Annotated in this window: 19 protein-coding genes; 2 read left to right on the top strand and 17 right to left on the bottom strand. The window is 65.1% G+C overall.

The window, feature by feature from the left end; translation table 11 throughout:
• Window positions 1-17: 17 nt before the first annotated feature.
• From BDW16_RS14355 to BDW16_RS14340, 4 genes are read right to left on the bottom strand one after another with little or no spacing between them, the layout of a single operon-like run.
• Window positions 18-791: an SDR family NAD(P)-dependent oxidoreductase gene (locus tag BDW16_RS14355; RefSeq protein ID WP_198585797.1), complete on the bottom strand. Its 774-nt coding sequence runs from the start codon at window positions 789-791 to the stop codon at window positions 18-20.
• Between the two features lie 16 nt (window positions 792-807).
• The gene (locus BDW16_RS14350; protein ID WP_066581861.1) at window positions 808-1,617 is read right to left on the bottom strand and encodes an SDR family oxidoreductase; all 810 of its coding nucleotides are present in this window, start codon (window positions 1,615-1,617) and stop codon (window positions 808-810) included.
• 33 nt (window positions 1,618-1,650) lie between these two features.
• On the bottom strand, window positions 1,651-2,868 hold the full coding sequence (locus tag BDW16_RS14345; RefSeq protein WP_083954482.1) for a cytochrome P450: 1,218 nt from the start codon (window positions 2,866-2,868) through the stop codon (window positions 1,651-1,653).
• 14 nt (window positions 2,869-2,882) lie between these two features.
• On the bottom strand, window positions 2,883-3,206 hold the full coding sequence (locus BDW16_RS14340; protein WP_066581868.1) for a 2Fe-2S iron-sulfur cluster-binding protein: 324 nt from the start codon (window positions 3,204-3,206) through the stop codon (window positions 2,883-2,885).
• Between the two features lie 195 nt (window positions 3,207-3,401).
• On the opposite strand from BDW16_RS14340, the gene BDW16_RS14335 reads away from it, so the two are divergent.
• A complete protein-coding gene (locus BDW16_RS14335; RefSeq protein ID WP_066581870.1) occupies window positions 3,402-4,223 on the top strand; it encodes an enoyl-CoA hydratase-related protein in 822 nt (273 codons plus the stop codon).
• Here the strand turns inward: BDW16_RS14335 and BDW16_RS14330 are convergent.
• Window positions 4,220-5,908, bottom strand: coding sequence for a GMC family oxidoreductase (locus BDW16_RS14330; protein ID WP_066581876.1), 1,689 nt, complete (start codon window positions 5,906-5,908; stop codon window positions 4,220-4,222). The genes BDW16_RS14335 and BDW16_RS14330 overlap by 4 nt on opposite strands.
• Window positions 5,909-5,915: 7 nt before the next feature.
• The gene (locus BDW16_RS14325) at window positions 5,916-7,403 is read right to left on the bottom strand and encodes an aldehyde dehydrogenase family protein (RefSeq protein WP_066581878.1); all 1,488 of its coding nucleotides are present in this window, start codon (window positions 7,401-7,403) and stop codon (window positions 5,916-5,918) included.
• A 170-nt stretch (window positions 7,404-7,573) separates the two neighbouring features.
• Here BDW16_RS14325 and BDW16_RS14320 point away from each other — a divergent pair, with 170 nt between their 5' ends.
• Window positions 7,574-8,278, top strand: a complete 705-nt coding sequence (locus BDW16_RS14320) for an SDR family NAD(P)-dependent oxidoreductase (protein ID WP_157926349.1) — start codon at window positions 7,574-7,576, stop codon at window positions 8,276-8,278.
• A gap of 188 nt (window positions 8,279-8,466) precedes the next feature.
• Here BDW16_RS14320 and rlxS read toward each other — a convergent pair whose 3' ends face one another.
• From rlxS to bktB, 11 genes are all read right to left on the bottom strand, one after another.
• On the bottom strand, window positions 8,467-10,449 hold the full coding sequence (gene rlxS, locus BDW16_RS14315; RefSeq protein ID WP_066581888.1) for a relaxase/mobilization nuclease RlxS: 1,983 nt from the start codon (window positions 10,447-10,449) through the stop codon (window positions 8,467-8,469).
• Window positions 10,450-10,757: 308 nt separating this feature from the next.
• Window positions 10,758-11,117 (bottom strand): hypothetical protein, encoded by a 360-nt coding sequence (locus BDW16_RS14310; RefSeq protein ID WP_066581889.1) that lies wholly within the window; start codon window positions 11,115-11,117, stop codon window positions 10,758-10,760.
• Window positions 11,118-11,523: 406 nt separating this feature from the next.
• Complete coding sequence (locus BDW16_RS14305) at window positions 11,524-12,150, bottom strand: lytic transglycosylase domain-containing protein (RefSeq protein WP_066581891.1); 627 nt, start codon at window positions 12,148-12,150, stop codon at window positions 11,524-11,526.
• A complete protein-coding gene (locus BDW16_RS14300; RefSeq protein ID WP_083954484.1) occupies window positions 12,138-12,635 on the bottom strand; it encodes a S26 family signal peptidase in 498 nt (165 codons plus the stop codon). Before BDW16_RS14300 ends, BDW16_RS14305 begins: the two co-directional genes overlap by 13 nt.
• Entirely contained in the window at window positions 12,628-12,855 is a 228-nt protein-coding gene (locus BDW16_RS14295) for a helix-turn-helix domain-containing protein (protein ID WP_066581896.1), read from the bottom strand. Before BDW16_RS14295 ends, BDW16_RS14300 begins: the two co-directional genes overlap by 8 nt.
• A 147-nt stretch (window positions 12,856-13,002) precedes the next feature.
• Window positions 13,003-13,323, bottom strand: a complete 321-nt coding sequence (locus BDW16_RS14290; protein WP_066581897.1) for a DUF736 domain-containing protein — start codon at window positions 13,321-13,323, stop codon at window positions 13,003-13,005.
• Window positions 13,324-13,700: 377 nt separating this feature from the next.
• Window positions 13,701-13,823, bottom strand: coding sequence for a hypothetical protein (locus BDW16_RS21810; RefSeq protein WP_255265786.1), 123 nt, complete (start codon window positions 13,821-13,823; stop codon window positions 13,701-13,703).
• A 73-nt stretch (window positions 13,824-13,896) separates the two neighbouring features.
• A complete protein-coding gene (locus BDW16_RS14280; RefSeq protein WP_066581902.1) occupies window positions 13,897-15,642 on the bottom strand; it encodes a ParB/RepB/Spo0J family partition protein in 1,746 nt (581 codons plus the stop codon).
• A gap of 74 nt (window positions 15,643-15,716) precedes the next feature.
• The gene (locus tag BDW16_RS14275) at window positions 15,717-16,163 is read right to left on the bottom strand and encodes a DUF2958 domain-containing protein (protein ID WP_066581903.1); all 447 of its coding nucleotides are present in this window, start codon (window positions 16,161-16,163) and stop codon (window positions 15,717-15,719) included.
• Window positions 16,160-17,107: an ArdC family protein gene (locus BDW16_RS14270; RefSeq protein WP_100362774.1), complete on the bottom strand. Its 948-nt coding sequence runs from the start codon at window positions 17,105-17,107 to the stop codon at window positions 16,160-16,162. The genes BDW16_RS14275 and BDW16_RS14270 overlap by 4 nt, the downstream gene beginning before the upstream one ends.
• Before the next feature lie 423 nt (window positions 17,108-17,530).
• Window positions 17,531-18,712: a beta-ketothiolase BktB gene (gene bktB, locus BDW16_RS14265; protein WP_066582078.1), complete on the bottom strand. Its 1,182-nt coding sequence runs from the start codon at window positions 18,710-18,712 to the stop codon at window positions 17,531-17,533.
• Between the last annotated feature and the right edge of the window lie 16 nt (window positions 18,713-18,728).

Here is an 18,728-nt window from a genome sequence, read left to right as displayed (position 1 = left end):
TCCCGTCACGAGTAGGATCAGGCGGTGATGTGGCCGCCGCCGTTCACGCTGAGATGCTGACCCGTAATGAAGGCCGAGGCAGGCGAGAGCAGAAAGGCGATCGAGTAGGCGGCTTCGTCTGGACTGAGGAAGCGGCCGAGCGGGATGTTCGAAAGATATCGGTCCCGGAACTTCTCGCTGCGTGCGATCTCGGTCATCTCAGTTTCGACGACCCCGTAGGCGACGCTGTTCACGCGGATCCCGTGACGGCCCCATTCACGGGCTGCGCTCATCGTGATCCCGAGCACTCCGGATTTCGCGGCACCATAATTGATCTGGCCGATCGTTCCCTTGCGACCGGCATCGGAGGATATGTTGACGATAGCGCCCGGATTGGCCTCGCCCTCTTTGGCTCTGGCGATCATCGTTGTGCCGACTGCCTGCAGCATGTTGAAGACGCCGGTGAGATTGACATCGATCACGGCCTGCCAATCCTCGAGAGTCATCTTCTCGATCATCGCCGTACGGGTGATCCCTGCGTTGTTGACCAGACCATCGACCGCACCGAACCGGGCGATATGTGCGGCCATGGCGCGGCCCACGAACGACCGGTCGGTAATGCTGCCGCATTGCACGAGAATGCGCTGTGCATCGAATGCCGAGGCGGCTTCGCTAAGCCTTTCCTCATTGCGATCGAGCAGCGTTACATGCGCGCCGAGTTCGTACAACAGATGAGCGGTCGCCAGTCCTATTCCCTGCGCGGCGCCCGTAATGATCACGCTGCGGCCATCGAGTGACATCGGGTTGATCATGTTCGTCTCCATTCTGCTATCGCGCCTCGCCGCCGAGAGTCTCGCCCGAGGAATTACCCAGCGTCCAGCCACCGTCGCATTGGAAGATCGAGCCAGTGACATAGGCCGATGCGTCGCTTGCGAGGAACATCGCCATCTCGGAGACATCGCTTTTCTGTCCGAAATCACGCAGCGCTATGCGGGCCTTCCAGGACGCTTCTTCCTCTGCTGTGGGAGTGAGACGCGCCATGCCCTCGGTACCGCCGATCGGGCCTGGTGAAATCACATTCACGCGCACCCCCGCCGGCCCCCATTCCATCGCCAGGACCTTCACAAGCATGTTGATGCCAGCCTTCGCTGCGCAAACATGTGCCTGGAACATCATCGGGTTCGTCGCCTGACCCGCGCTGATCGCGATCAGCGATGCACCGGGTTTGCGAAGCAGCGCATAGGCGGCGCGGAATATGTTGAAGGTACCATTGAGATCAATGTCGATGACGGTGCGAAATCCGTTCGCCGACATGCCGAGCGCGGGCGCGAGAAAGTTTCCGGCAGCACCTGATATGACGATGTCGAATTCGCCGAACCTGTTCCGCGCGAGTTCAAGCCCCGCCTCCACCGAGGCATAGTCCCGCACATCGAGGCTGACACCGATGGCCTCGCCACCTCTCCCGCGCAGATGGTTCGCGGCGTTCTCGGCCTTTTCGGCGTCGCGGCCGGCTATGGCTACGCTTGCGCCCGCATCCGCATATGCCTCTGCGATACCAAGATTGATGCCGCTGGTGCCGCCGGCGATGAAGACCGACTTGCCTCGCAAGAGGTCAGGACGAAAGACTGATCGGGTCATGAGCTGTCCAGTAAATTATGAGCTGATCTGCTTTCAGCCCTTGATACGGACCGGCAGCCGGGTCGGGCTGCGCACGAGATTCGAGAAAGCGTAAGTGGGCGGTGTAAGCACCTCGATCTCGAGTCCGCGGGCCAGCACTTCCTCCCACAATACGCGCAACTGCATTTCCGCCAGGCGCGAGCCGATGCAGCGATGCGGCCCCATGCCAAATGATAGATGCTGGCGTGCGTTCGGTCGTTCGATCCGGAGACGATCGGGCTCATCGAACACGCTCTCGTCGCGATTGCCCGAAATATACCACATGGCGACCCGGTCGCCTTCCTTGATGATTTTACCGCCAAGCTCGATGTCGCGCGTCGCGGTTCGGCGCTCATAGATGACCGGTGTCTGAAAACGGATGATCTCGGACACGGCGTTGCCGAGCAGTTTCTGATTTGCCTTGAGCTTCGTCCACTCATCGGGGTTCTGCGCGAATCCCCATACCCCGCCCGACATAGAGTTGCGGGTGGTGTCGTTTCCGCCGACGAGGAAGAGACCGAAGACGCTGGTGATTTCCTGAAGCGACGCGTTGCGCATCTCCGGGTCGTGCGCGAGGATCGAAATGATGTCGAAGCCCGGCGGCTCGCTCTGGCGTCGCTGCCAGACCTCCACCATCGACATGTAGAACTCCTTGAGAACCTCCTGCCTTTCTTCCTCCGTGCTGATGGGACTCTCCGGATCCTCAAGATCAGCGGTAATGATGTCCGACCAGCGCACCAGCCGGCGGCGATCTTCCACCGGATGTCCGAACAGCGTGGCCAACATCATCGAGGTGAGCTCGACGGATACATTCTCGACCCAGTCGAACTCCTCGTTGCGGGGCAGCGCATCGAGCGTACGGCCAGCCCGCTCGCGGATAAGAATTTCCATCTGGCCCAGGCTCTTTGGGGCGACGATGCCCGTGACGCTCTTGCGCTTACGCGTGTGGTCGGGCGGATCCATCTGCATGAAGCTCTGGCTCGTCTTGCGATCATCCAGGGTCACACCTCCGCGCGAATAATGGGAAGAGAAGCCGTCTGGGTCGGTATCGACCCGGACGATGTCTTCGTAGCGTGTGATCGACCAATAGGGTCCGCTGCGGCTGTCGGCGCAGTAATGCACCGGATCGTCTGCCCTGAGCTTCGCGAACAGCGGTCGCCAGGAATCGTCGCGGAAGATGCTCGGACGGCTGACATCGATCGTCTCGATCGCACCGCGAATCTGAGTGTTCATTGCCCCGTCCTTTCTCATTGGCCTTCCGGCACAAGCACGACCAGCCCGTCGAGTTCAGGCGTGAGGATCACTTGGCACGCCAGCCGGGAGTTAGGCTGGACATCGGCCGGAGCGCCTTCGAGCATCGATTCTTCAGTCGAGCCGGGTTCGGCCGTGCCCACGCGTTCGATCCAGTCGCTGTCGATATAGACATGGCAGGTCGCGCACGCGCACTGCCCCCCGCAATCGCCATAGATCCCGGGCACGTCATGCTCGACGGCGGCGCGCATGAGACTTTCCCCTTCCGCAACCGTTGCAAAGATCTGTTCCTGGGAAGGGAGTCCGAAAACGATGCGCATCTCATTTCTCTTTCGTGCGGTGCCAGTCGAAGCATCAGAACCATGCGGGTTATATATCTACCTATTTTAGAGCGTGCCTGTTCTCCAGATGCAGCTAGAAGTCCGCACACTGGTGATGGGCAGGTCACCTGCGGGAGGAATCATGACTGACGAGCGATTGATGCATGCCGAGCGGCAGGGTCTGGAGATTGGCGCATGAGCGCTGACGTGAACGAAAGCAGCCGCGCCGTGCTTCGGGTCGAGCGCGATGGGCCACTCGTCATTCTGACCATCGACGATCCCGGCACCCGCAACGCACTTAGTCCATTGCTCACGCGCGAGCTGGTCGCCGCATGCGATGCCATCAATGCCGATATGAGCGTAGGATGCGTAATCCTGACGGCGGCAGGCGATGTTTTCTGTGCCGGTGGCAACCTCAAGGACATGTACGCCCGCGCCAATCACTTCGCCGGCAACGCCGCCGAGATCCGTCGGACCTATCTGGCCGGCGTGCAGACGATCGCGCGCGCGCTCCACGATCTGGAGGTGCCTTCCATCGCTGCGGTAAACGGCGCCGCAATGGGTGCCGGAATGGACTTTGCTACCATGTGCACGATGCGGATCGCGTCGGATCGAGCGAAGTTCGCGGAAAGTTTCATCAAGCTCGGCCTGACTTCGGCAGCGGGCGGCGCATGGTTTCTGACGCGCGCGATCGGCCAGTCGGCGGCCGCAGAGATGGCGCTTACCGGCGACACGCTCGATGCCGAACAAGCGCTTGCGATCGGACTCGTGTCTCGCGTGGTCCAACATGATGCGCTGCTCGACGAGGCGAGAACCTTGGCGGCGCGGATTACGCGACATCCGATGCACTCGATCCGGCTCAACACCCGGCTCCTGCGCGATTCCGCCAGACTCGACCTGCATACCGCGCTCGAGATCGCCGCGGGGATGCAGGCGATCGTGCAGCAGACCGACGACCAGCACGAGGCGGTGGCCGCAGTAATGGAGCGTCGTATCCCGGCATTCACCGGTCGCTAGTTCTCAGCCTTCATTTGCTCGGCCAATTTCTCCGCCAGCATCAAGACTGCTAGGTTGGTATTGGCGCTGGGGATCGCGGGAAAAGCAGAAGCGTCCGAGACGCGCAGGCCCTCGATGCCCTTGACCCGTCCATCGGGGGTCAGGACTGCCATTGGATCGTCGGCGGCCCCCATGCGGCACGAGCAACTCGCATGCCATACCCCGGCGACGGCGGAGCGTACAAATACCTCCAGCTTTGCGTCGTCGGATAGAAGGTCGGCTATCGACTCGCCCTCCATGACCAGATTCTCGATGAATGCTCTCCGGATCGGAGCTGGACCGTCGAGAAACAGGGCCGCGAGCCGAGTCAGAATGCGGTTCTTCAGATTGATGGTGCCAATCTGACGCACCTTCTCGCTGTAGCTGGCAGGGAAGGCGTCCAGGGCTGCATTGCCAAGCAGCGGCGACAAATGAAGCGCTGCCATCCGCCGGAAGCCGCGCATCAGCCGCTCGACGTCCCGCGAATCGGAAAGAAGGTTGAAATCGACTTGCGCGGCCTGGCGAGGATCAGCAGATGTCAGGTGAATACGACCGTCTTCGGATAGCGGCCGGTTGATCCAGAAAGCCAATGTGCCGAGCCGCTCACCAACTGCATGCCACGCAGCCTTCGTTGAAATGAGCCCCGACATATCGCCTGCCGGAAAGCGGTTAGTGTCGGTGGAAAAGCGAACGCCGAGCAGAATGTGCCGCCGCTGGCGGCGGAGTCGGGCCGCGCTCGGAAGGTAACTTGCAATCGCAATCGATGGATGATCGGTCAGACCGCGCCCGACACCCGGCGCGTTCAGGCGAACCTCGACTCCGACCCTTGCGAGATCGTCGGCAGGACCGATCCCGCTGCGCAGCAGGAGTTCCGGGGTCATGAGCGCGCCGGCCGAAAGGATGATGGTTTTGCCAAGCAGTACCTCTCCCCCCGCTCGAACCCCGATGGCTCGCAAGCCATCGAACAGCAGCGCCTCGACGGTGGTGTTGGTCCTGATCTGAAGATTGGAGCGGGAGCGGACTTGGAGTGTCAGCCAGGCCATCGCCGCGGTCACGCGGTGGTTGTCGATATTTGAGATCGGCAACGGATAGTGCCCGTCACCGAACTCACCGTTCTGATCGGCGAGGAACGGCAATCCCGCTTCCGTGAGCGCGGCAGAAAATGCCTTTGCCTGACCGGGCCAGAACGCCTCGGGAATCCGCCGGATGGGCAATGGCCCCGTATTCCCGTGGAGCGGACCATCGAAGTCCAGATCGTTCTCAAGCTTGCGAAAGAATGGCAGGACATCGTCCCATCCCCACCCCATCGCACCACGAGCAACCCAGTCTTCAAAATCCCAAGGCAACCCGCGGTTGGCGAGCTGCCCGTTGATGGCGGAGCCTCCGCCAAGCACCCGTGCCTGCTCATATTTGCGCGGCGGCAACATGGTCCCGGGCTGGAGGTTTCCGGTCGGAGCGACCGTCACCCGCCGATTGCTCCAAACGAAGCGCGCGTCGAGGTAGGCGCTACCTGGATAGCTATCGAGAATCGCGGCCGGTTCATCGCCAGGTGGGGTATCCGGGCCGGCCTCGATCAGCAGCACCTGGTTTGCGCCACGCTCGGAGAGCCGACTCGCAAGCACCGATCCCGCGGATCCACCGCCAATGATGATGTGGCTGTATCTCATCGGCCGGTCAGCTCACGACGGTGATGCATTTCAGCTCCTGATAGATGCGCAGACCCTCAATCCCCCGCTCGCGGCCCACGCCGCTCAACCGTTGCCCGCCGCCTGAGGCAAAGGCGCTCAGCGCGCTGCCGTTCACGTTGACCGATCCGGTCCGCAGCCGGCAGGCGACCTCGATCGCGCGGCTCAGATCCTTGCCGAACACATGGCCTGACAGGCCGTAGGGCGTATCATTCGCCATCTCGATGGCGTGGTCGATGTCGCGATAGCCGATGACACAGGCGATAGGCCCGAATATCTCTTCGCGAGCGGCTATATTGGCGCAATCCGGCAAATCCAGAATTGTCGGCTCGAAATAATGTCCGTGATCAAGTTTTGGTGGGCGACGGCCGCCGCAAATGAGCCGGGCACCGCTGGCCAGCGCATCTGCAACGAAAGCCTCGCATCGCCGGACGGCAGTTCCGTTGATCAGCGGCCCCATGGTAGTGGCCGGGTGGTCGGCAGGCCCGATCACGACGCCGGCCAGCGATTGTGCGATCGCGGCCATTATCGCTTCCTTCTCGTCCTGCGGCACGAAGATTCGCGTACCGGCGACACAGACCTGGCCTGAGTGGGGTACGCAAGCGCGATTGCCGGCCGTGGAAGCCAAGGCGGTAGCGTCGGGCAGGAATATCTGCGCGGACTTTCCACCCAGCTCAAGCTGCAGGCGCTTCATTGTCGCGGCGGCCTGCACCATCACCTGCTGGCCCACCTTGGTCGAGCCCGTAAAGCTCACCATGTCGACCCGGGGATCGGTCCCTAGCAGGACGGCGCCTTCCGCCCCGGATTCGACGATCACGTTGAATACGCCTGCCGGAAGGTTCGCGGTATGCGCGGCTTCTCCGAACACGAGGCTGGAAAGCGGGGCGAGCGGGCTTGGGCGTAGCACGACAGAGTTTCCGGCGATCAGTGCTGAAATCGTCTTCCACATGCTGATGACGAACGGGAAATTATAGGCCGAAATCGCAGCGACGACCCCTACGGACTCGTAACGCCGAAGACTTTGTATGGCGGACACTTCCTTGAATCGATCGCGAAGCGGAAGCGGATTGTCCTCGATCTCAGGTAGCGTCAGGAACAGCTCGATGAGGTCGGTTGCATGCTGGATCGCGGCGTCCAGCTGTCCTGCACGCACCAGCGATGCCCGCACTACGCCCGCCTCAGCCACCAGAAGATCTTCGATGACATCCTTGTTGTCTGCGAACCACGCTATCATTCGGGATAAATCTGCCGCCCGATCCGCAGCTGGTCTGCCGCTCCAGAGTCCGCTCTGCCGAGCCTGCCACGCAGCGTGGATCGCCGATTCCACCTGCGCGGCCGAGGCGCCCTGTACAGTGGCGAAAATCGTCCCGTCAGATGGGTTCTCGACGTCCACCGGTGCACCCAGCCCGCCAACGAATGCTCCATCGATATAGAGCGACGCTTCGGAACGACGCTGATTCCCGCTGGAGTTGGCCATATCTCTCCTGACGACTTCTCGTATTGGTAGATCAAATATCTACCTATATCGGCACATCGTTCACTCACAGGAGGCGCACTGCCTCAGCACATATGCGCTGAAACCTCCCGGCGCCTCGAAGCCGGTTGCCTCTCCGCATAGACAGGAGTGGTTGGAATGGGAGCTGGCAGGTGGCTGATAAGACAATTTTGGTCGTGGGTGCCGCGGGTGATGTCGGACAGGGCATCGTAGCCGCTGCCCGTACTTGCGGCTGGCGTGTTGTGGCGGTGGGCCGCTCTGCGGACAAGCTGACCCGGTTCGGCGACGATCCCGGTATCGCCGCCATCGTCGGCGATATTTCTACGGAGGCCGGCGCTGAAGCCATTTGGGCTGGCGCAACGTCATCATTCGGCACGATCGACGCCGCCATCATCGCTGTGAACGCCCCCAACGAAATTCGTCCGCTTACCGCGTGGCAGCCGAACGAACTGTCTGCGCTGTTCGCCTCCAACGTGGTCAGCCACTTCATTGCCGCCCAAATCTTCATTCCCCGACTGCCGGCAGATGGGGTTTTCCTCGGTATCGGTGGTGGCACCGCCGATTTCATCATTCCGAAGATGGCGCCGCTCTCGGTAATGCAGGCAGCCCAGCGAATGCTGTATCGCGGACTTGCTCGCGAGCAGCGCGAAGGCGTTGCGATCCGCGAACTCATTATCGTCTCAATGGTCAACGGCCAAAGCAAGCGCGATCGCGCCCAGCCCGATTGGGTGACCGACATCGAAGTCGGCCGGCATGTATGCGCGATCGTCGCGGACCCCGAGTGTTTCCCCGGCCCGGTACTCGATCTCAAAAGCCGCGAGCAGGTTGGCCGCTTAGATGTAGAGCCAGGGAAATGAGCGAGGCGGAGGGCACGCCATAATGTGCGTCAAGCCGAACAAATGCTGCCGTCTGATCGACTTCCTCGTCGAGAAGGTACTTATGGAATGCAAGGCACGAGGCCTTGGATTATGCACAAACTGACAAGCGGGCGACGTCCCATCCTTCGTTTTAACGTCAGAAAGCAGACTGGCCGTTAACGGCCAGACTAAGAAATACTCGGCCCGCTGCGCTGCCGTCCCAGTGTCCAGCTGACCCCGGTATCGCGCATGATACCTGACACGGCTTTACCGGCATGGCGATCCAGTACCGGGCGCCACGGCACGAGTGTGAAATCGCGCGACCTTTCGATCAACGCGTAGCGCCCGCTCAGAGCATCGACCGATTGCCGATAGATCCCATCAATCCGTTCGCCGACCTTCGGCTCCGCGAACGGCAATCCCAGCTCTTCCGACAAGCCCTGCGCGACACGCAGCAGCTCGCGCCGCTGAAGCGTCGCGAGCATCCCGCTCGAATAGGAAAATTGCCCTCCCCGCTCCTCCGCCAATCCTTCGGCCACCAGCCACTGCTGCCGCCGCATCTGGGCCTGGCGCGCATCATGCCCGAACCCGGCGTCACGCAGTGGCTCGGGAGAGGACACAACGAGTTCCCGATCGAGCCACGTCGCAGCCTCAGCGCCTACCAGCTTCTCGAGCGGCAGCGGCGACAGTGTTTCGACGGTCACGGGCTGATCTTTCGCACGCGCGATTTCATAGGCGGTGGCGCGGTCGAGATGATCGCTCGCAATGACCCAGCTTCCGTCGGGATCGCGTTCGATGTTGCGGGTCAGCCGACGCATGGCCTCCAGCCGCCGGGCATGAGCTTCGGCAAAGGCCTCGGTCGCCGCAGGATCGTGGCGCAGATGCGCATCGATCGAATAGCGACCGCCGTTCGCCGCGGCGACGTCGGCCACGGTCTGATCGGACCCGCGAATACCAACCTCGACGGGCGATATGCGCACGATCGCTCCAGGAGCATGGCTCTCGACATTCTCGCCCTTACCGATGTCGACATAGTGCGAGCGCCCGTCGGTCGCCTCGACGATGATGTAATGTCGATCGGCGATCTCGTCGGACAGCCCACGATGGACGATCCGACCGACCAGCGGACGCGCGCCGGGCGCAGCCGGATCGTAGATCACCTGGTCGGCAAGCGCTGGCGCAGTGCCCCACGCCGCATAGGCGCGCTGCATCGAGCGGATGATGTCGTCGCGCTCGCCCATGCGCCGCAGCGTATCCGCAAGGTCCGGCGCGAGACGCCAATGCGAACCAATCTGTTTCGCGAGCCCAAGCCGTTCGAGCGTCTTCAGCCGTCCCATGCGGATCGTCTGATCGAACGCACCGCGCCCCTTCGCACTGGCCAGGATATTCTCCTCCGCATCTCGGATCAGCACGCGGTCGATGCTGGTCAGCCGTTGCTGCTCGATCTCGGCACGGAGGCGCTGTTCGATCGCTTTGTCGCTGCGCGGGCCAAGATCGAGATCGACCAGTTCGCACGCCCGCTCGCGCAGGCCATGGCTGATATAGTCGCGCGCGATGATCAGATCCTGCCCGCGCTCGTCCTTCCCGCGCAGGATAATATGAGTGTGGGGGTGGCCGGTGTTATAGTGGTCGACCGCCACCCAATCGAGCTTTGTCCCGAGATCCTCCTCCATGCGCGCCATCAGCCGCCGCGTCAGCGGCTTGAGATCCTCATATTCACCGCCGTCCTCGGGGCTGACGATGAAGCGGAACTGATGGCGGTCATCCCTTCCCTGCTCGAGCCAGGCGCCACGATCGGCCTTGTCGCTTTCGGCGCCATAGAGTTCGCCGCGCCCGCCCTCACGCGTCGTACCATCGCGTTCAACGTATCGAAGGTGTCCCTTGGCGCCATCAAAGCCCTTGCCCTTGAGCAACACGAGCCGCGCCTTGACGATCACGCGCCGTTGCCGGAATGCCGCATAGCGATCACGCGCGGAAAGGACGCGTCCGACACCGGCGCCGCGGCCGATCCGGCTGCCGGTAAAACCGGTCCTGCGCGAACGCGCGGCACCGCCACCGCGAGCGAGGTTCGCAGCAGCAAGAACACGGGAGAGGAATTTGCGCGCGCGCGGCTGCCCGCCCCTGCTCCGCAAGCGGCCAAGTTCGGGTTCGAAATCATCATCGCTGGGCATGTGTGGAGCCAGGAAAGGGAAGCGGGAGCCCAACCATGCGTCCATGCCCTGCAGTTGGAAATCGGTGCCGCCGAACGCCGTAGAATCCCGCCATTTTTCGGATCACCGGCACTGGCCACGGCGAAGCGACACCGTTTCTGCGCCTGAAATATGGATGTGCAGACAATAGCTTACGGTAACCAACGGTGCCGTAGCTTCTCTATCTTGCCTTCCGCGCCTCCCCACTCCTTCCACGCCCCGAGCTCAAGCCAAGGGCAAAAAGAGGGACGGCGCCCACCCCGGCACCGTCCCCATGAAAACCAGCCGCTTCATGCATCCGTATATGCAGCCAGTGCCTCGCCTTCGGCCATGAACTCGCGCCGCCCGGTCATGCCGTGCGCAATGCCATCGCCGTCCACGATCATCGTCGCGACGAACCATTTGCCATCCAGAAATCCAACGATCCGCACCCGATCGAGCTCGATATCCAGCTCGTCTTCCCCATGTCCGTAATAGCCGAGCCAGCGTTCCGCGAGGCGGGATTCCCAACAGAAATCCACCTCCTCCGCCGTCAGAAATCGCTGCGCCAGCGCCTCCCCTGCGCCGCGTCCGAACTCGATTTCGAGCCCCGCAACCAGTGCCTCGATCACGCGATCCGATGCCGCTGAAACCTGCTCGAACATGCCCATGACAACCTCCTTGCGATCCCGTCCTCACCACGAGGACAGGTCGCCTGAGGGCGGGCGGCGCGGCGGCTGTCAGGGCCGCGCTGGCGCATGCCGGCGCGCCGCGGAGCGGCGGCGGAGGAACCGATTTGCGAAGCAAATTGGAGGGGCCGCCGGCCTTGCACAGCCGCCGCGGCGCCCGTCATCATGGGAAGAGCCGAGACAGCTTCTACCCGCCCGCAAGTTCGGACCGATGGCATCGCGTTCCTCGGCCGCACGCTAGACGACACATGAGCTCATGCGCTGACGATGGTCAGTTTTGAAGAATGGTCCCCCGGCCATCCCAAGACCCTTCTCAGAGGTGGGTGGGCGTTACCGCGTCACCAGACCGGGGTAAGGAATGAATACCATCGCGAAACCCGAAACGCCATCATCGCTTGAACCGCCCCGCATCGTCTCGGGGCTCCGCTTGATCCGCACGACTGGCCGCTTCCGCTGGCGTGCGGCGCACGAATATGGGGGTGTCATTGGCATGGCCCAGCGTGAAGAAGAGCGGACTGGAAGGCTGGCGCGCAGGTGGCGGCGCGGCGCTCGTTCCCGACACGCGCGCAAGATAGTCGCGCGTCTCGCGCGGCAGTCGCGCGCGTCCGGCAAGATAGGCAGCGTAGCGCGCCGGCCCCGCATTATAAGCAGCGAACAAGCCGGGATAGCCGAACCGATCGTGCATCCGTTTGAGGTAGCAGGCCCCGGCAACGATATTGTCATGGGGATCATGCGGATCGCTGCCGAGCGCATGGGCGGCACGCAACTCGGCCCAGGTTCCGGGCATCAGCTGCATGAGACCAATCGCACCTTTGGGCGAGACGATCGGGCTCCCGCGCAGCTGCGTCCGGCCACCGGATTCGGCACGCATCACCTGCGCGATCCACGACGCAGGCACGCCGCAGCGCCGTGCGGCCATCTCGATCAGCGGTGCCCAGCGGGTCACGCGATCCTCGGCGAGTGCCTGTGCGCCGAGCAGCGCCAGCGCGGTCATCGCGTGGCTTAGCGCACCCATAGGGGCACCGCCTTGCCGATCACCTGCGCGCGCTGCGCCGCCCCGAAATAGCGTCCGTCGAACGAGTCGGGGTGCGGCATCAACAACAGGACCTCGCCGTCCGTCAGCATGCGGCAGCCCTGCCAGGCGGGCAGCGGGCGGTCATGGGCGTCGACTGCGTGCCGCCGCGCAACGATGCGCTGACCGACCATGATCCGGACGCCGCGGGCGCAGATACGGTCGCCATCGAGCGCGGCGACACGCTTCACCAACGGCACGTTGCGCGGCAAATAGTGGCGGCGTGCGGCGAGTTCGCGCGCAGCGCGCGGCGGCCATGCCAGCGCGAAGTCGCCGCGCTTCAGGCGCACGCCGGGGAGAATGGCGTAGAGCCCGACCGGCGCGCTGGCGCTCGGATTCCATATCAGCAAGGGCGGCGGATCGAAGACCAGCGTCGTCCCCAGCCCCGCGACCAGTGCGCCAAGCGCGAGCAGGCTGCGCTTACGCATCGCCGGCTTCCGCGACCTGCCGCGACCAATGCTCGAGGTCGTCGATATGGTAGCGGATATGGCGCGAGTGGCGCCGGTAGCGCGGCCCGGTGCCCGCCGAGCGATATTCCTGGAGCGTACGCACCGAGAGGCCGAGGAAGTGCGCGGCCTGCTGGGGCGTGAGAAAGGGCGATCCGCGCGCCGCGCGCGCTGCCCGGTCATTCGCATCCTCGTCCTGCATCCTTGCCTCGCTGGCTGGCGCGGCGGGGCGCCGCGCGGTGCGGCAAGGGATGCGGATCGGCGCTGCTCTGCGGGAGGCTCGAAAACCCTCCCCCTCAAAAATCGAGCCCCGCCCGCGCCGGGCTTGCCGGCGCGGGCGGGAGCGAGGTCAGTCGGCCGGGTTCCAGATGATCGCGAACGCATCGGGATCGTCCTGCCCTGCGGCGCGGCCGAGATTGGCGTAGAGAGTGCGCGGCCCGAACTCGGGCGCGGCGAGGCTGAGCGAGACATAGTCCTTGCCCGAGCGCTCGCCGGTGCGAACCCAGCCGCCGCCGACCTCGGTGCCGCCGCAGAAGACGCGATAGTCGGGCTGCGCCTCGCTGGTGCGGCTGCGGTTGGCGACGATCTCGATCTCGGCGCGGACCGAGATGGTCTTGAGCTGGCCCTTGAAGCCGTCGCTGGTGCGGGTGACGTGTCCGATTGCAGGCATGGTTCATACTCCTTGCGTCTCGCCCGCGGACCATCCGGGGCGATGTGCGGCACAAGGCAGCGGATCGAGCGGCGGACCGAACCGGCACGGCCGGAGCGCGAGCGGAGGACCGGAGCTCTGGCGCTTATTTGCAGCGAAGCGGCCGCGAGGAGGCGGGCGCAGCCCGCCGGGGAAATAAGCGCGGGGGCGATGGTTTCGGGCAGGCGCGGCGCTGCCAGCCAAGCACGTCAGGCCCGGACTGGACCGCGGGCGGCGCGAGGTTCGAACCCTCGCACGGCGCGCGATCGCGGGCCTGGGGTCCCGGGTCCGCTTGCTCATAGCCGCCCATCGGCGCAGCCTTTCGTGCCTTCTGCGCGCGGCGATTTGGGGGGCGATGGTCAGTCAATGAGCGTGCGCAGGCCGCCCCAGATACCAGCCAGGAACGCGCCTGCGAGCAGCGCGGCGAGCAGCCAATATTCGAGCGCGAGCGCGAAGGCCCGCCAGCCGGAACGCCGTTTCACCGCCCGATTGGAGCAGATCGCGGCGATGTAGGAAAGTGCGGCGGCGCGGCGGGAGACCGCGCCGCCGCGCCGGTCAGGCAGCGATGGCGAGCGCCGGACCGGCTTCGGGGGCGCACGCGCCGGCGAGCGTTGCATGGGCGGTGACCGCACGGACACCGCCGCGCGCGGTATAGGCGGCGGGCGGGAACGCCATCCAGCGCGGCACCCAGCCTTCATACCGTTTGCGGCTGCCGGTGCCGTCGAGATGGTCGCGAGCGATGCGCTTCAGGGTCTTGAGCTTCTCGTCCATATTGGCGCTCGCGATCGCGGGTCCGGCAATCTCGCCGACGATTCCGTGCATGACCTCCTTGTCGCGGATCAGCTCGAACAGCGTGTCGTCGGCCTGCCACCAGTCGGCCATGGTGACACCGATCCTTGCCCCGGCTGCCTCGACGGCGGCGCTTCCGGCGTGCAGGCTCTCGCCCATCACCACCGCTGCGACATCGAGCAGCGCCGGGTCGGGGAGGTCGAGCAGGCGAGCGAACAGCGCGGCGAGCGCCGCATCGTCGCCATTGCCGTCGGTCAGGGTCGAGCGCTCGGGATCGAGATCGAGCAGCGCCAGCACCGCGCGGCGCTGCTCGCCGAACACGGCTTCACCGCGCGCGGCGGCGACGCTGGCGCAGACCGCCTCGTTCGCGCTGGCCTGCGGTTCGGGCCGCACGCGCCACAGCGGCGAGCCGATAATGGCGTGCGCCACGAGCAGGCGCAGCGCGACGCCGGGATGCGCGGACAACGCGGCGCGCACGGCGGCATGGCGATGGAGATCGACATAGTCGTTAAGCGTGCTGGTGACCTCGGGTCGTGCGGGCTTGGCGGCGGTCATAGCGGGTTCGCCGCGTTCGCGGGCGCGCGCTTCCTTGCGCGTCAGGTAACCGATATGGATCGCGACCTCGCCGCTCTCGCGCACCTCGACATAGACGCGCCCGCCCTTGGTCTTGGGCGTCTTCTCATGCTCCCAGCTATAGAAGCTGGTGTCGCGCGGCATCACCACCACCTCGTGCCAGCCATCATCGAGCGCGCTTTGCCGGACCCGTTCGATGGCCGCGTTCTGGAGCGTCCAGAAGGCGGCGCTATCCCCGAAATAGCTGTCCTCGCCGAACAGGTCGGCGATGATCGGCCCCTTATACTCGTCGAGCGCGAACAGCGCATGGCTGGTCCGGATCGAGTGCCCGCCGAGCAGCCATGACTTGAGCTGATGGCCGGTCGGGGCATAGGCGTGCGGATCATCGAGCAGCGCAAGCCATGCGCTTTGCTGCTTCTTGGAGGCCATGGTCAGGTGGCGGATCGTGGCACGGTCGATCTCTTCGGCGCGGTAGAGGTTGCGGATGCGCGGGAGCAGATTGCCAAGGGCAAGGATGCGCCGCACGCCCGCTTCGGGGATACCGAAGGTCACGCCGATCGCTTCGGGATCGCGGCCTTGCTTGACCAGCTTCACGAAGCTTTCCCATTGAGTGACCTCGTCGGGATCGCGGCGCGCGACATTCTCGATCAGCGAGGCCTCGATGGCGTCGGCGTCGTCGCCTTCTTCAAGGATCGCGCAGGGCAGCGGATCGGTATGGCCGGTCTGCTGCGCGGCAAGTTGCGCGGCGTGCAGCCGCCGCGCCCCGGCGACGACGCCGAACCAGCCTTCCCCGCCCTCGGGGCGGACGATCATCGGCTGGATGATGCCGCGCTTGAGTACGGTCGGGAGGATGTCCGATATGTCGGGCGGTTTCTTGCCGTGGCGCATGTTGAGCGGGCTGACTGCCAGCCTGTCGAGCGCAATGAAGTCGAGTTTCATCGGTCGTCTCCTTGGGTGCCGGTCCCGGGCTTGCCGGGGACCGGCTCATGTTCGGCGGCGGACGGCCGCCAGCGTCAGCCGCCCTTGCTGCGCTCCGGCGGAGCCGGATCGTTGGCATGGGGCGGAAGCGGGTCGGTGCCGGGCGGCACGCTCATTTCGACGCGGCGGAGCAGGGTCTCCGCCCAGAGGATCGATCCGGCGCGGCGCGACCAGTCGGCCCAGACCGAGAGGCCGAACCGGGTCGTAAAGCTGAGATCGCGCTCAATGGTAAGGCCATAGGGGAGCTTCACGCTGGCGATCTCGGCGAGGCTGAAGCTGCCGAGTTCGGGGCAGCCAAAGCCGAGATCGGCCAACCCGAACAGCGTGTCGCCGTCCGCATCGAGTTCACTTGCGAGCCATGTCGCCGCGCCCATGGGATTGAAGAACTTGACCAGCGGCATTGGGTCGAGATGGGGGTTGGCGGCGGTGGCGCGGGCATTGGCCAGCAGCGCGGCGCGCAGGTCGGGCGGGAGCGCGATCATGCCGCGATCCTGTCCGCTTGCGCCGCTTCGAGCGCTGCCGCCTTGGCCTCGCCGTGCAGTGCGAGCAGATAGTCGGCGGCGCGCGAGGCTGCGGCGGCGGCGCGGAAGATGGCGCGATTGTCGGCGCGCAGCACGGCGAGCCACGCACCGATATAGTCGGCATGGCGCACGCTCGGATGGATGCCGATATGGGCGCAGAGAAAGGCCGCGCCCATTTCGGCGACGAGTTCCTCGCGTGCATAGGCCGCCGATGCGAACGGCCCTGAAAGATCGCGCGCGAGGCGTGAGCCGTGCCCGGTCCAGTGGGTGAGTTCGTGGAGCGCGGTGCGATACCAGTTGATCGGATCGCCGAAGGCACTGTGCGGCGGCACCTGCACATAGTCCTCGCCCGGCGCATAGAAGGCGTGCGCGCCGCCGACCCGGAAATCGGCGCCCGACGCGTCGATCACGGCTTCTGCAACCGGGGCGATCCCGCAGCGCGGCAGCGGCGCAGGATCGTCGGCGAGACCGGGGCGCAGCCCGTCGCATTGCGCGACGTTGAAGACGGTAAAGCGCTTGAGGAACGGCACGGCCTTGGCGGCCTCGCCGTCGCGGGTGGCGCGTTCCAGCTCGGCTTCGGGAATGAAGCGGTCGGCGAAGACAACGCCCGTCCCGCGCTCGCCCTTGCGCACACAGCCTCCGGCCTGCTGGGCCTGACGGAAGGTCAGCCAGCTTTGCGAGGAAAAACCGCCCGCGACGCCCGACGCCCAGAGGGTGAGGATATTGACGCCCGAATAGCAGCGCGCGGTCAGCGCATTGCGCGGCAGCGAAGGCGCGGCGGCGGCGCTGTCCCATGGCTGAACCCATGGAAAGCAGCCCTGTTCGAGTTCGGCGACGATGCGCTGGGTGACCTCATCATAGAGGCTGGCGCGCGGCCCATCTCCTGCGGGGCGGTGGCGGGGCATCGTCTCCTCCTCGCCGCCCCAAAACCAGCATGGCCCCCGGCAGCGGGGGTGGGCGGCGAGCGAGCAAGGAGGCCGGTTCCCCAAGGGGCGCCGGCACCCGAGGGGGCGGAACGAAGTGGAGCAGCCGGGCAAGGCCCGGCTTGCCGGCGGCCCGAACCGGCCTTTGCTGCGAGCGGTCGCCCATCCCCGCTGCCGGCGGGCCGCCCACAACGCCGCCGCGCAAGCGGCGCCCGCTGGCCCGCAGGGCGTTGGCGCCAGCGGGCGTCACCGCATGGCCGAGACCCGCCGGGGCTCGGTGGCAAGGCGCAGCCGAGCCATAGCACGCGGCCGCCCGGTCACGGGCGGGGCGCAAGGCATTAGAGGGGCGCTGATGATGCGCCGGCCTGGGGGAGCTGCAAGCGAGCGGACTGGACCGGTCGAAATTCAGTCCAGTCGCTCGATCACCAGCGCGATGCCCTGCCCTCCGCCGATGCACATCGTAACCAGGCCGAGGCGGCCGCCCGATCGCTGGAGTTCATAGAGGAGCTTGACGGTATTGATCGCCCCGGTTGCGCCGACCGGGTGGCCAAGCGAGATGCCGGATCCGTTGACGTTCGTCTTTTCGGGATCGAACCCGAGCTGCGCCGATACCGCGCACGCCTGCGCCGCGAACGCTTCGTTGGATTCGATCACATCGATCCGGTCGAGCGTCACGCCCGCGCGCCGCAGTGCGATCGGCACCGCCTCGACCGGCCCAAGCCCCATCACCCGGGGCTCCACCCCGGCATGGCCCCAGCCCAGGATCCGTGCGAGCGGCTTGGCCCCAAGCCGCTGCGCTTCCTCGGGCGAGCCCAGCACCACCGCCGCAGCACCATCGTTGATTCCCGAAGCGTTGCCCGCGGTCACCGTTCCGTCGCGCTGGAAGGCAGGGCGCAGCCTCGCCATATCCTCCAGCGTCACCTCGGCCCGGACATGCTCGTCGGTATCGAACATCACGGTGCCGCCGCGGCTCTTGATCTCGACCGGTACGATCTGATCGCGGAAACGTCCCTCGGCGATCGCACGCGCGCCGCGGCGATGGCTCTCGACTGCGGCTTCGTCCTGCGCCGCCCGATCGATGCCGCATTGCGCCGCGACATTCTCCGCAGTCACCCCCATATGAACCTGGTCGAACGGATCGCTCAGCGTACGGGTGAGCGCGTCGAGCATCTGGATGTCGCCCATCTTCTGCCCGAACCGCGCGCTGGCCACATAATGCGGCGCCTGGCTCATATTCTCGGCGCCGCCCGCGACCGCCACGCCGCATTCACCAAGGGCAATGCCCTGTGCCGCGGAGATGATCGCCTGCAGCCCCGATCCGCACAGCCGGTTCACGGTCAGTGCGGGCACCGCCACCGGCACGCCCGCGCGCACCGCCGCGACGCGCGCCAGATAGGCGTCGCTGGGCGTAGAAGGGATCACATTGCCCATCACCACATGCCCGACCGCATCGGCTGCGATACCCGCACGCGCAATCGCCTCGCCGATCACCAGTGCGCCCAGATCCGCCGCGGGCACGTTCTTCAGGGCGCCGCCAAAGTCGCCGATCGCGGTACGGACGCCGGAGAGGATGAGAACGTCAGACATGATGGATTTCCTTGAG

This window comes from Sphingomonas koreensis (assembly GCF_002797435.1).
In the GTDB taxonomy this organism is placed as follows: Bacteria; Pseudomonadota; Alphaproteobacteria; order Sphingomonadales; family Sphingomonadaceae; genus Sphingomonas; species Sphingomonas koreensis.
Note: the sequence above shows the minus strand (reverse complement) of the source record. Positions and strands in the feature narration are given on the sequence as shown.